Below are 12672 nucleotides of genomic sequence, written 5' to 3' on the forward strand. Positions count from 1 at the left end.
CGGCTATGTTGAAAAAATCCACCTCACATGATGCTGAAGAAGATGTATGAACGAAATTTATTAAGCCGGTGAAATGAATTCATCACTATTTGAATTGTATGGGCTTAGCTGAATATTTATTCCAAAAAGGGAGGAAGTCAGTATGTACGGGGAAACAGCTTGAAGAGACAAAAGGAAAAGCCCCCGGGATACCGGAAGCTTTATGTTTTAAACGTATAAAAAAGCAGGGATGTTTTCTTCAGGAAGCAGATTACCGACGAAGAATGAACCGAATTCGCCATAGCGTGCACTTACTTCATCAAAACGCATTTCATACACAAGCTTTTTGAATTGAAGCACATCATCAGCGAATAAGGTAACGCCCCACTCATAATCATCAAAGCCCACAGAGCCGGAAATGATTTGTTTAACAAGGCCGGCATACTTTCTGCCTATCATGCCATGAGAGCGCATCAGGCTGCGGCGTTCGTCCATCGGAAGCATGTACCAGTTGTCATTTCCGTCACGGCGCTTGTCCATCGGATAAAAGCACACATGCTTGGACTTAGGCAGAATCGGATACAAACGGGCACGTACACCAGGATTCTGGTAAGGATCTTCTCCGCCAGGGAGATAGTTGCTCAATTCAACTACTGAAACATATGAAGAAGCTGGAATTGTAAACTCAGCCAATTTGGATTTGTTGAATTCCATTTCAATCTGATTTAATTCTTCCATCGTCGGGCGTGCAAACATTAACATGAAATCAGCTTTTTGTCCTACTATGGAATATAGGGCGTGGCTGCCTTCGTTATTGCTTTGTACGGTATTCCATTTATCAAGCAATCCCTGAAATTCGGAAATTGCCAGTTGACGCTCGTCGCTGGAAATCTGTTTCCATGATGTCCAGTCAATCAGGCGGAAATCATGAAGGCAATACCAGCCATCAAGTGTTTGTGCTGCTTCACTCATACAATCACTCCTAATCATTCAAAACGTATATCCTTACTATACCATAGTTTGATTTAAAGAAAATTTATAAGAACACCAATCCGTAAGGAACAGGGACTATGTTCAAAAAAAGTTCATATTTACAGCATTTCCAAGGGGAGCTGCTTTAAACAGGCCTTTTTATTCGTTTTATTTCTTCATGGAAGCTTGCTGCAGATAAATTCGATGAATGACGCTTATAAACACGGAACCCATTGTCCAAGGATGGTGAAAATCCGAAAAACTCTTATTCTGGTCTTTTGGATTCAAAGGAATTCATATAAAAGGATTAAGATGCTGAAAAAAAGGAAATTATCAATTTAGGGAAACTTCCATAGGGGTTTTTCACCCCTGCGCTGTTTAGATAAGGCTCTTTTCTTAAAGAATGTTGTTTTTTAATGTGTTCTGTGACGCAATCATATTGTTAAAATCAGGTTGATTGGAGCGTAAGGTGCGAGACTCCTGCGGGATTAGCGGGAAGGTGAGACCCCGCAAGCGCAGCTGAGGAGGCTCACCGCCCGCCCCGCGGAAAGCGAGCATCCTGGAGCGGAAGTCAACCACTTGTTGAATAGCAACAAAGTTTTCGAAAACAGTCTTAGATAAAGAAATTAGTTTAAATTGAATACTATTAACTGCAATAAAGTATTTGAAGAAGGATGGTTGCAGCCGGTTAAGGCAAGGTAAAGCCAAATTCTTCTTTTTGCTTCTGAATATAGCTGTTATACTTTTTTGAAAATAGAGGAGATGTGTATATGAGAGATTTATTTGACGTTTTAAAAGAAAAGATCACCGGCAACAATTTAAGGATTGTTTTTCCGGAAAGCATGGATGAAAGAGTGCTCAGGGCAGCAGGAAGGCTTGCGGAAGAAAAACTGCTTACTCCTATTTTAATCGGCCCAATTGAAGGGGTAATGGACAAAGCAAAGGAATTGGGGATATCAGTGGAAGCCTGTGAAATTTATGATCCCTCCAACTATATAATGGCGGACGAGCTGGTAGCTTCCTTTGTGGAATGCCGCAATGGCAAGGCAACCGAAGAATCTGCCCGTTCAATCCTTTTAGATGAAAATTACTTTGGCACGATGCTGGTTCATACAAACAAAGCAGACGGGCTGGTAAGCGGGGCTTCACACTCTACTGCTGATACAGTAAGGCCGGCACTTCAAATCATCAAGACCAAGCCGGAAGTGAATAAAACCTCTGGTGTGTTTATAATGGTCCGTGATGATGAACGTTATGTGTTTGCAGATTGTGCCATCAATATTTCTCCGGACAGCCACGATCTTGCTGAAATTGCCATAGAAAGTGCTAAAACTGCCCGCATGTTCGATATTGAGCCGCGTGTAGCAATGCTTAGCTTTTCGACGAAGGGTTCAGCCGTATCGCCGGAAACCGAAAAGGTGTCACATGCTGTTAGGGAAGCACAGGCAAAGGACCCAAGCTTGATCCTTGATGGTGAATTCCAGTTTGACGCAGCCTTTGTACCTTCCGTTGCACAGAAAAAAGCACCGGATTCCCTTATTCAGGGAGATGCAAATGTATTTGTTTTCCCAAGTCTGGAAGCGGGAAATATCGGATACAAAATTGCTCAGCGTTTTGGGAATTTTGAAGCGGTAGGACCGATTCTGCAGGGGCTGAACCGTCCTGTAAATGATCTGTCAAGAGGCTGCAGCGAAGAAGATGTCTATAAGCTGGCTCTGATTACCGCTGCACAGGCTTTGCATCATTAAAAGAAGAAAGCAGGCTGCAGGTTAACAGGCAGCCTGCTTTTTTGACTTTTCATTGTGGTCTTCTCCTGTCATCTCGAAGTGGCGGATTGCCCATGCTATAATAAAAAGCGTTCTATAGATCACTATTTAAATTACATCGCTAAAGGAAGAATACTTATGAATGATACAAGTTCATTGCTCAAACAGCCGCAATGGCGGATTATTGATCAATCATCACTTGGGGAAGGCTTTCACGCCCTGCAGTCCTTTGCCATGGATGATACACTTTGTGCTTCTGTTGGCGGGGGGGATTCCTCTGCATCCGCTAGAGCATGGGTTCACCATCGGACCATAGTGCTTGGGATTCAGGATACTAAGCTTCCTTTTCTGGAAAATGGCCTGAAAATACTTGGCGAAAAAGGATATCAGGTGATTGTCAGAAATTCCGGCGGACTGGCAGTGGCCCTTGATGAAGGGGTATTGAATCTATCTTTAATATTCCCTGAGACGGAACGGAAGATAGAAATCAACAGGGGCTATGATGCGATGTTTGAGCTGGTCAAATGCATGTTTTCCGATTTTGGCGCAACTATTGAAGCCAGAGAAATTACAGGTTCCTATTGTCCAGGGAGCTATGATTTAAGCATTGCCGGAAAAAAATTCGCAGGTATTTCACAGCGGCGCATCCGCAATGGTGTGGCTGTGCAGATATATCTGTGCGTAAATGGCAGCGGATCAGACAGGGCCTCCCTCATTAAAGACTTCTACAAAGCTGCTAAAGAAAATGAGGAAACGAGGTTTTCCTATCCTGAAATTAAGCCTTCAGTCATGGCATCTTTAACAGAGCTGCTTTCTGTACCTTTGACCATTGGCGATGTCATGCTGAGGTTTCTGAAATCTTTAAAGGAAATGGGAGGCCCCGTAGCCTCCTCTCAATTATCAGGAGAAGAATGGCCGCTATATGAAGCATATCTGACAAGAGTGACGGAAAGAAATGAAAAAGTCTTTCAGTCACTTTGAGGTCCGGAATAAATCTGTTTTTGATCCCGAGCTGGGTTCAAAAACAGATTTTTTTATTTTTATAGCTAAGGATATTAATGTTTCAGTTAAAATAAAGGTTATTTGGTGAAGTATAACGAAAATAAGCTCATTTTCAATAGGATCATGAGGGAACGGCATGCAGTTTCTGAGGATAATTACCATTTATTTGGAAAATCAATTTAAATCAGCGGCGATTAGAGCCAAATTCTCTCTGATTAGAGCGAAATACGCTATGATTAGAGCCAAATCCCGACCCATTCGAGCCGATGCGGGATTCTTGGGATTTTACTGCCTCAAATTGTCCCGCTGCCCATAAGAAAAAGGCTATGTTAAAGCTTACGCTAACAGAGCCCTTGTATATCAATATACCTTGTCCATTATTCTGCCAGTTTTTCAAGATTTCCATTTCGGTCCATTTTGAACTTAGTGGCAGGACGATCATCTTCCTCCAGTAAAACTAACTTTCTGGCCCGGTTCATGATTTTCATTAAAGTTTCATAATCTTCCTGGATAAGTCCTGTATTTTGCTCTAGACTTGATACCTTCTTTGCCAATTCCTGATTTCTTGCTTTAAGCTCCTGAATTTCCAGGTGAAGCCGTTCGTTTTCGGATTTCAGGACCTCTGCCTGAAGCACTGCACCGTTCATGGATTGAAGATAAGAAATAACAAGATCAAGAGACAGCGGGCTGCCTGCAGCTGCATAAGGCCGGCTTTGAGCAGCGGCTTTCGGTTCAGGCCTAGCTTCGGCATAAATAAGCTCTTCAGCCTGATAATTGATAGTTTCGGATTCTTCCTGTTCGTCTATATCCGGCTGCACAGTGACGATATCCTGGATGGTCGGTGCAGGAGGGGTATACAGGAGGCGCTTCTTTCCTCCCTGATCTTTTCCTAAAATGCGCTGGCGCTGCTTTCGCTGTTTTTTTGCCAATTGAAGCGCTTTGTCATAGGTATGGCGGACAACGGCATTCCAGCGGAACCCGCAGGCTGCCGAGGTTCTGTTAAGTTTATCTCCGACTTCTTCAAATGCATTCAATTGAGTGCTTCCTTCACGGACATGTCTCAGAACTGTTTCTGCCAACAATAAATCATCTTCATCGGTCCAAGCATCTTGACGGACTTTCATACTGCCAACTCCCTTTCCTCTAGCATCCAAAAACAAAATTGGTAACATACTAAATTCGTTTTTGCGTTTGCCTGTAATGTATTTGCTTATCTACATGTTTGACACCTATTGGACTTTTTATACAGAAAACTAAAAGGATAATAGTTTTTATTTCAGCGGACTTTTCAGCCGCAAATGTAAGGCAGCATTGTTTTCTAACAGTGCAGGCAGGGTAGAATGTTAGAGAAAAAAATTCTTATGTGCAAAAAATGTCTTTTTTTGCTGCAGCCATCAGGTTTTCACCTGTTTTTGATTGAAAAGGAGAAAGGTTTAGGCATATTTTTTTTGTATGAAACGAGCTATAATAACAGCATGATAGAATAAAAAATCATGTACAGCTTGAAAAGCCATGAAGCTGTACAAAGAAAATAAAACAACATTTCAGTTCACCTATACAAATTTTGAATCTATAAAAAAGAGGGTCGTCCATGGCATATTCCCGCGAAAAATTAAGCGAAGAAAAAGTGTTTAAGGATCCGGTCCACCGTTATATTCACGTGCGTGACAGGGTCATTTGGGATTTGATAGGAACAAGGGAATTTCAGCGTCTCCGCCGGGTCAAGCAGCTCGGAACGACTTACTTGACCTTTCACGGAGCTGAGCACAGCCGGCTGAATCATTCGCTGGGCGTGTATGAAATCGTCCGCAGAATCATTGATGATGTTTTTGAAGGAAGGCCGGAATGGAATGGGGACGAGCGGCTGCTTTCCCTGTGTGCAGCACTTCTGCATGATTTGGGGCATGGCCCGTTTTCCCACTCTTTCGAAAAGGTTTTCGACACAGATCATGAACATTTCACCCGTGAAATCGTTCTGGGAGATACTGAAGTAAATCAGGTCCTGCAAAGGGTTTCGGAGGATTTTCCGAAAAAAGTTGCAGAGGTTATCGCCAAGACATACGGAAGCAAACTAGTAGTCAGCCTGATTTCTAGTCAGATAGATGCCGACCGCATGGATTATCTGCAGCGTGATGCATATTTCACAGGGGTAAGCTATGGCCAGTTTGACATGGAGCGGATTTTGCGTGTCATGAGGCCGCGCGAGGACGGCGCTGTCATCAAGCAAAGCGGCATGCATGCGGTGGAAGATTATATCATGAGCCGCTATCAGATGTATTGGCAGATTTACTTTCATCCTGTTACCCGAAGCGCAGAAGTCATTCTTACGAAGATACTGCATAGAGCAAAGCACTTATTCGAGGCAGGCTATTCCTTTAGGCAAGACCCGGTGCACTTCTACTCTCTTTTCAAAGGGAACGTCACGCTTGAGGATTACTTGAAGCTGGACGAAGCTGTGATGCTGTATTACTTTCAGATGTGGGAAGAGGAAGAGGATCCGGTGCTGAGCGATTTGTGCGACCGTTTTATGAATCGCAGGCTTTTCAAGTACACGGAGTTCCATCCATCAAATGATCAAATGAATAAGTTAATGGAACTGAACAGGCTGTTCAAGAAGGCAGGAATCGATCCGGATTATTATCTGGAGGTCGATTCTTCCTCTGATCTGCCATATGATTTCTACAGGCCGGGCGAAGAGGAAGAGCGACTGCCCATACACCTGCTGAAGAATAACGGTGAAGTCCGCGAACTATCGCGTGAATCGGAGATAGTCGATGCCATTTCAGGGAAAAGGCGTACAGACCACAAGCTGTATTTCCCCGCCGATTTACTGAGGGACGAGTCATCGAAAAAGAATATAAAAAGGCAGATCCGCGAGCTGCTGGAACTGCCGGAATGAGAATGATGCTTTGTTTTGGGAACATTTTGGGTGAGGAGTGATGAGCCTTGTTTAAGGATCATGCCAAGATTATGCATGCTGTTTTTGCTGCGGGAGAAATTTCTGGAAGGAAAAAGCTGCAGAAAATTATATATATAGCAAAAAAACTGTCCTTTCCTTTTCATGAAAAATTCCATTTTCACTTTTACGGGCCCTATTCAGAAGAACTGACTCTCAGAATTGAAGAGCTGTGCAATATGGGTTACCTGAATGAGGTAAAAGAAAAAAAGGCCGGATATTATCAATATTGTTATTCTATTACAGATTCGGGCAAAGAATTTATGAAAATGCACGATATGGAGATTCCAACCATGGAGGTCTGCCTGGTGGATATGAATGACCAAAGTGCACGTTTTTTGGAACTGGTGTCGACCGTATTGTACTTTGAGGAGCTGGAGAGGGAAGAAGTAGCTGAAAAAATCTTCACCCTGAAAAGCAAACAGAAGTATACCCTTGAAGAAGTTGACGAGGCCTATCTTTATATAGAACAATTAAAAGGAAAAGCTAAGCCGCAATAGGGCTTAGCTTTTCTTTTTGATATCTGCACCTGTTGATACCCTGCGGCAGGATGCGGTGTACTTAGTCGACAGGCGCTTTTTATGTAATCCAGCTCCAGCGCCTAGCTTGCTGTGCAAAAGATGTTTCGGCCATAGAAGGCAAAAAGCGCCTTCCATGGCCGAAACCCTATTTGCTTCGCAAGCTGACCAAGGCGCTTGCGCTTTATATGTTACTGGTCGCTTAGGCGGACTCCGCCGGTTGCGTAGTGGTTTTTGGACATTTCTTCGATGAAGACAGTCACTTTTTCTTTGGATGCTCCGGTTGTTTCGATAACGGCTTCTGTTACTTTTTCGACCAATGCTTTTTTCTGTTCCTCCGTGCGTCCTTCAAGCATCTTGACAGTTACAAATGGCATGTACAAAGCCCTCCTTTCATATTCTATGATTGTAGTGTTTCATACTCATATATGAATTGCAAGAAAAGTTAGATAGAGTCTAGGCGGTCCTTTCTTATACGGCTTACTTTGTGCTGGACGGGGCAGCAAATACGCAGCCGTGCATGGTGTTGTGTGATAAGTCTTTGTTCCTATCAATTAAGGGGCTTGAGCTTTTTACTTTCTGCATGATTTTCATGTATACTATTGTTTAGTAAAAGATGGAGGAGAAGCTGATTGGATTTTTTAAATCAATATTTAGCATTTAGTCTTGATCAAATTCCGTATGTAGTTTTGACTTTGCTGATTGCATTTACATTTCATGAATTTTCGCATGCTTATGTAGCGTATAAATTTGGTGACCCTACGGCTAAGAATCAGGGGAGGGTGACGCTCAATCCTGTTTCGCATCTTGATCCCTTTGGGACCCTGCTGCTTTTGGTTGCCGGATTTGGCTGGGCGCGTCCGGTGCCCGTTAACCATTTTAATTTTAAAAGGCCAAGGCTTGCAGGCATTCTGGTGTCCTTTGCTGGCCCTTTAAGCAATCTGCTTCTTGCTGTTTTTGCCCTGCTTATCTGGTATATTCTTGTGGCTTCAGGGGCGGATGCTGACATGCCGTTTTATGTTACTTCATTTTTCAATACATTTTATCAGCTGAATATTGTGCTGTTTGTCTTTAATATGCTGCCGCTGCCTCCGCTTGACGGATATCGCATCCTGCAGGACCTTGCACCAAGGGATATACGGGCAAAGATGACTCAATATGAAGGATACGGCTCATTGATTTTTCTGATCCTCATTTTGATTCCGCAGCTGAACAGCTACACCATTCAGCCGATTTTCAATGCGGTGCTGCCGTTTTTTATGGATGGATTAAATAATTTCTTCGCATCTTTATTTTTATAGCTTCTGATATAAGGAGGAATATTCGTGGAAGAACAGCCAAAAAAGAAACTGGGTTTTAATATTATTAAAAATGATCCGACAGAAGGCCATGGCGGATATGGTGCCGGTGTACTGACGCTGGATAATATTGCTCCAGTCATCATTGATATTGAAGCAGGAGAGGCTGCTGTAGATATTGGCGCCATGCACGCAAGAAGTACAGTGGAGCGCGGAATTAAATTTTTGAAAACAAAAGAAGAAGTGCCAAATGCCAAACCATACTGGCTTGTATGGGTAACAATCGAACCAACTCAGGCAGGCCCTATGTATGCAGGTGTGACGGCATGCGAGATGACTGTAGACCGTGAAATCAGGCGGGGATACAAATCGCTTCCAGAGCACGTGAACCGCATGGATAAATCCCTTAAAAGAAAGATCATTGTCGGGCACATGGATGATCGTTCGAAGGAAATCCTGGCGACATTCTTGATGAATCATGATGCAGGTATGTGGGAACGGTCATCAGAGGAATTAAAACAGGGACTAACCGTACAATAAATCACTTTGTGTCATTTTTGTGAAATTTCGAAAAATGACTTCTGGAATCTTGTGAAATTAAAGGAATATCAGTAAACTGATAGAAAGCGTTTAAAGCGCTATATAGCTAGGACACGAAAAACCTCGAAGCCCATGTTGGCTTCGAGGTTTTTTGTCTTTAGTGAGTTAATGCCCCCAGAAATGCAGGATCCGTTTATACCAGCTTTTCTTTTGTTTTTCGGGAGATGCCAGTATTGTATTTTGGCTATTCGGAAGGTGCTCTGTGCAGTACTCTTCGGGCTCAGTGCCTTTGACAAAGTATGTTTTCCTTTTGACAGGGCAGTCTTTTGTTGCCAGTTTGCCGTTTTGAGGATTCACATATACCCCGACAACACCGCTGGGTTTCTTGAAAGGCTTTACGGGTGTATCTTCAAGGCTGGTTTCCATAAAATCAGCCCAAATTTTCTTGGCATATACGTTCTCAGCCGGATTCTCCATTTTCTTAGCCTGGTCATAACCTACCCAGACTCCCGCTGCCTGCTGCGGCGCATAACCAATCATCCAGCTATCTGTTGTGGTCGATCCGGATTTTCCGGCATACGGTCTTGTAAGCTCTGGAGCTATTGTACTGCCGGTTACCTTTGTGTATCCATTCAGCTTTTTATCGAAGACACCTGTAAGCATTTCAGTCATGACAAAGGCTTTATTCCGGTCAAGCAATTGTTCATGGTCGTTTTTTTGTTCGAAAATAACATCGCCCTTTTGATTTTCCACCCTTTTAATGAAAATAGGTGTAACATGCTTCCCGCCGTTAGCCAGCAGACTGTAAGCATTGACCATCTCAATCACCCGTACGCCAGAGGTGCCGAGTGCGAGTGAAGGAGAAGCATGCATTTTCGTTGTCAGTCCAAACTTCCGGATGTTTTGGACCAGAGATTTCTCGCCGAGAAAAAGATTGGTTTTTACCGCAAATATATTATCCGAAAGCGCGATGGCCTGTGCCATGGTAATGTCCCCGTTGGCATATTGGCTATTGTAATTATGAGGGGTATATGTCGACTGGCCTCCGTCATATTTAAATGTCGTTGCCTCGCTTTTCAGTGTGGTAGAAGGAGTGAATCCCTTCTCCAGTGCAGAATAATACAGGATCGGCTTAATGGTTGAGCCAGGCTGTCGTATAGCCTGCGTTGCCCGGTTAAATGGCGATTTATCATAGTCCCTTCCGCCTGCAAGCGCCGTTACAGCGCCTGTTTTAGGATTCATAGCCACAAGTGCTGCCTGGACATTGGATTGGCTTGATATAATATCAGAAAAAGATTTTTCTGCGGCGGCCTGCGTTTTTTCGTTTAGGGTGGTATAAACTCGGAGCCCGCCAAGCTCAATCGTCCTGTCGTCCAAATGCAGCTGCGTTTTTAAAGCCTGTTTCACCGCATCCTGAAAGTAGGGAGCAACCCTGCCATGCACCGTTTCTTTCTCTCCATTAAAGGAGAGGGGGGCGCGGCTTGCTGCAAGCTTTTGTTTTGTGCTGATATATTTCTTTTGAACCATGGAGGACAAAACCACTTGCTGGCGCAGCTTTGCTTTTTCCAAGTTGGCCAGTGGCGAGTATCGTGAAGGCCCCTTTGGAACACCAGCAAGCATGCTGGATTCGGCAAGTGTCAGGTCTTTTGCATTTTTGCCATAATAATAAAGGCTCGCTGCCTGGGCTCCGTATGCTCCGTGCCCATAGTAAATGGTATTTAAATAGCCTTCAAGAATATCTCTCTTCGAGTAATTCATTTCAAGGCGGATCGTGTAAAAGGCTTCACTTAACTTTCTTTTCCAGGTTTTATCATGCCCAAGGTAAAGGTTCCGGGCATACTGCTGGGTGATGGTGCTTGCACCCTGCACCTTGGACATGGAGCGCATATCCGCCAAAACAGCGCCCGCAATCCTTTTTAAATCAAATCCCCGATGTGTATAAAACTGCCGGTCTTCAACAGCTACTGTAGCGTTAATCAAATCCGGCGATATCTCTTGAATCGGGACCCAGTACCGTTTTTGCCCATGGCTGGTTTCGCCGATCACCTTGCCGCTTTCGCTATAATACAAGGTAGACTGCGGCACCGCGACTGGAGGCGGCCCCAGAACTTTTGCATACATGAAAAGAGCAAGAAACATTAAAAACAGCAACAGAGCAGAGAGTGCTGTCATGATGATGAACGCGCGTATGTATTTGGAAGATCTCTTGAAACGCTCAGTAATTAGCTCCACTGTTTCCACCTCTTTTTTTGGCTATGATAATATCGTGTTCACTGCAGGCCCCGACCGGTTCTGCCGCATTCATCTGGGGTTAAAATCAGCATGGACTTTAACAGAGCCTAAAAACATCAATCTCCTTTCTTGCAAAGCATGCTGAATTGACGTCATGCCATTTAAGAAAGGAACTTATTAGTAAGTATGAAAAAAAACTTCCTTTTTTAAACATAAGGAAGCTGCAGACAAAAAAAATCTTGCAATTTTGCTGAATTCGTCTATACTTTTTCTAGCTAATCATGATGAAAATCGTGTCGAATTACCGGACAGAATTAAAGTCATTGTTATAGTATTGTTAGGGAATATTAATAATGTTCGTGTAAAATATAGTGAAACTTCCATCAGGGGATTTTCTTTCATCCTTCATGATGAACAATTGCCCGTTAATGCGGGATAAAATAAAAACGGATTCAAGAAAGGAAGCGGAATAATGAGCATTTGGTTTACAGAGAAACAAACAGAGAATTTTGGAATTACAATGAAAATTAACCGCACTTTACATACGGAACAAACAGAATTCCAAAAACTGGATATGGTTGAAACTGAAGAGTGGGGCAATATGCTTCTTCTTGATGACATGGTCATGACATCAACACGCGATGAATTTGTATACCATGAGATGGTGGCCCATGTGCCATTGTTTACGCATCCTAATCCTGAAAACGTATTAGTAGTGGGCGGAGGAGACGGCGGTGTAATCCGTGAAGTCCTAAAGCACCCAAGCGTGAAGAAAGCAACACTTGTGGATATTGACGGAAAAGTAATTGAGTACTCTAAAAAGTACCTTCCGGAAATTGCAGGAATGCTTGACGATCCAAGAGTGGACGTCCAAGTGGATGATGGATTCATGCATATTGCCCAAAGCGAGAACGAATATGATGTCATCATGGTTGACTCCACTGAGCCAGTAGGCCCTGCTGTCAACTTATTCTCAAAAGGCTTCTATGCAGGAATTTCAAAAGCATTGAAGGAAGATGGAATTTTTGTTGCCCAGACCGACAACCCTTGGTTCAAAGCGGACCTGATCAGAGACGTACAAAGAGACGTAAAGGAAATCTTCCCGATCACAAGCCTTTACACAGCGAATATCCCGACTTACCCAAGCGGCATGTGGACATTCACAATCGGCTCTAAAAAACATGACCCGCTTCAAGTAAGCGAAGAGCGTTTCCATGAAATCGAAACAAAATACTACACAAAAGAACTTCACAAAGCTGCATTCGTTTTACCGAAATTTGTACAAGACTTAATTAAATAAAAAGCGCAGGCGCCTGTTTAGCCCTGAATAGCATAAGGCGCGCAAGAATAGGAAGGCGCTCTTTGCCTTCAATCTTGATTGACTTATGACCTCGAAGGGCTAGGCGCAG

Annotated in this window: 11 protein-coding genes; 7 read left to right on the forward strand and 4 right to left on the reverse strand. The window is 43.4% G+C overall.

Annotated features, from left to right (window positions below; translation table 11 throughout):
- Window positions 1-207: 207 nt before the first annotated feature.
- Complete coding sequence (gene hemQ, locus BM126_RS05400; RefSeq protein WP_371261408.1) at window positions 208-969, reverse strand: hydrogen peroxide-dependent heme synthase; 762 nt, start codon at window positions 967-969, stop codon at window positions 208-210.
- Window positions 970-1721: 752 nt separating this feature from the next.
- Here hemQ and pta point away from each other — a divergent pair.
- On the forward strand, window positions 1722-2699 hold the full coding sequence (gene pta / locus BM126_RS05405) for a phosphate acetyltransferase (protein WP_090988576.1): 978 nt from the start codon (window positions 1722-1724) through the stop codon (window positions 2697-2699).
- A 156-nt stretch (window positions 2700-2855) separates the two neighbouring features.
- On the forward strand, window positions 2856-3698 hold the full coding sequence (locus BM126_RS05410; RefSeq protein WP_090988577.1) for an octanoyl-[GcvH]:protein N-octanoyltransferase: 843 nt from the start codon (window positions 2856-2858) through the stop codon (window positions 3696-3698).
- Between the two features lie 398 nt (window positions 3699-4096).
- On the opposite strand, the gene BM126_RS05415 is transcribed toward BM126_RS05410, so the two are convergent.
- Complete coding sequence (locus BM126_RS05415; RefSeq protein ID WP_090988578.1) at window positions 4097-4843, reverse strand: RsfA family transcriptional regulator; 747 nt, start codon at window positions 4841-4843, stop codon at window positions 4097-4099.
- 467 nt (window positions 4844-5310) lie between these two features.
- Here BM126_RS05415 and BM126_RS05420 point away from each other — a divergent pair, with 467 nt between their 5' ends.
- Window positions 5311-6618: an HD domain-containing protein gene (locus tag BM126_RS05420; RefSeq protein WP_090988579.1), complete on the forward strand. Its 1308-nt coding sequence runs from the start codon at window positions 5311-5313 to the stop codon at window positions 6616-6618.
- A gap of 47 nt (window positions 6619-6665) precedes the next feature.
- Window positions 6666-7175 carry a YwgA family protein gene (locus BM126_RS05425; protein WP_090988580.1) on the forward strand — a complete coding sequence of 170 codons (510 nt, stop codon included), beginning with the start codon at window positions 6666-6668 and terminating at the stop codon, window positions 7173-7175.
- Window positions 7176-7384: 209 nt separating this feature from the next.
- Here BM126_RS05425 and BM126_RS05430 read toward each other — a convergent pair whose 3' ends face one another.
- A complete protein-coding gene (locus BM126_RS05430) occupies window positions 7385-7570 on the reverse strand; it encodes a 2-hydroxymuconate tautomerase (protein WP_071351043.1) in 186 nt (61 codons plus the stop codon).
- A gap of 255 nt (window positions 7571-7825) precedes the next feature.
- Between BM126_RS05430 and BM126_RS05435 the strand changes: the two genes are divergently transcribed.
- Together BM126_RS05435 and BM126_RS05440 are read left to right on the forward strand one after the other, a co-directional pair.
- Window positions 7826-8494 carry a site-2 protease family protein gene (locus tag BM126_RS05435; protein ID WP_090988581.1) on the forward strand — a complete coding sequence of 223 codons (669 nt, stop codon included), beginning with the start codon at window positions 7826-7828 and terminating at the stop codon, window positions 8492-8494.
- 24 nt (window positions 8495-8518) lie between these two features.
- On the forward strand, window positions 8519-9031 hold the full coding sequence (locus BM126_RS05440; protein ID WP_090988582.1) for a YwhD family protein: 513 nt from the start codon (window positions 8519-8521) through the stop codon (window positions 9029-9031).
- Between the two features lie 165 nt (window positions 9032-9196).
- Here the strand turns inward: BM126_RS05440 and BM126_RS05445 are convergent, their stop codons facing one another.
- On the reverse strand, window positions 9197-11263 hold the full coding sequence (locus tag BM126_RS05445; RefSeq protein ID WP_090988583.1) for a transglycosylase domain-containing protein: 2067 nt from the start codon (window positions 11261-11263) through the stop codon (window positions 9197-9199).
- Window positions 11264-11735: 472 nt separating this feature from the next.
- Here BM126_RS05445 and speE point away from each other — a divergent pair, with 472 nt between their 5' ends.
- A complete protein-coding gene (gene speE, locus BM126_RS05450) occupies window positions 11736-12563 on the forward strand; it encodes a spermidine synthase (protein ID WP_090988584.1) in 828 nt (275 codons plus the stop codon).
- The last annotated feature ends 109 nt before the right edge of the window (window positions 12564-12672 follow it).

The sequence above is a fragment of the Bacillus sp. OV322 genome, assembly GCF_900112495.1.
In the GTDB taxonomy this organism is placed as follows: Bacteria; Bacillota; Bacilli; order Bacillales; family DSM-1321; genus Peribacillus.

Coding starts and splice junctions, on each gene's coding strand:
- hemQ (WP_371261408.1), bottom strand. CDS start 969: ATGATTAGGAGTGATTGTATGAGTGAAGCAGCACAAACACTTGATGGC.
- pta (WP_090988576.1), top strand. CDS start 1,722: ATGAGAGATTTATTTGACGTTTTAAAAGAAAAGATCACCGGCAACAAT.
- BM126_RS05410 (WP_090988577.1), top strand. CDS start 2,856: ATGAATGATACAAGTTCATTGCTCAAACAGCCGCAATGGCGGATTATT.
- BM126_RS05415 (WP_090988578.1), bottom strand. CDS start 4,843: ATGAAAGTCCGTCAAGATGCTTGGACCGATGAAGATGATTTATTGTTG.
- BM126_RS05420 (WP_090988579.1), top strand. CDS start 5,311: ATGGCATATTCCCGCGAAAAATTAAGCGAAGAAAAAGTGTTTAAGGAT.
- BM126_RS05430 (WP_071351043.1), bottom strand. CDS start 7,570: ATGCCATTTGTAACTGTCAAGATGCTTGAAGGACGCACGGAGGAACAG.
- speE (WP_090988584.1), top strand. CDS start 11,736: ATGAGCATTTGGTTTACAGAGAAACAAACAGAGAATTTTGGAATTACA.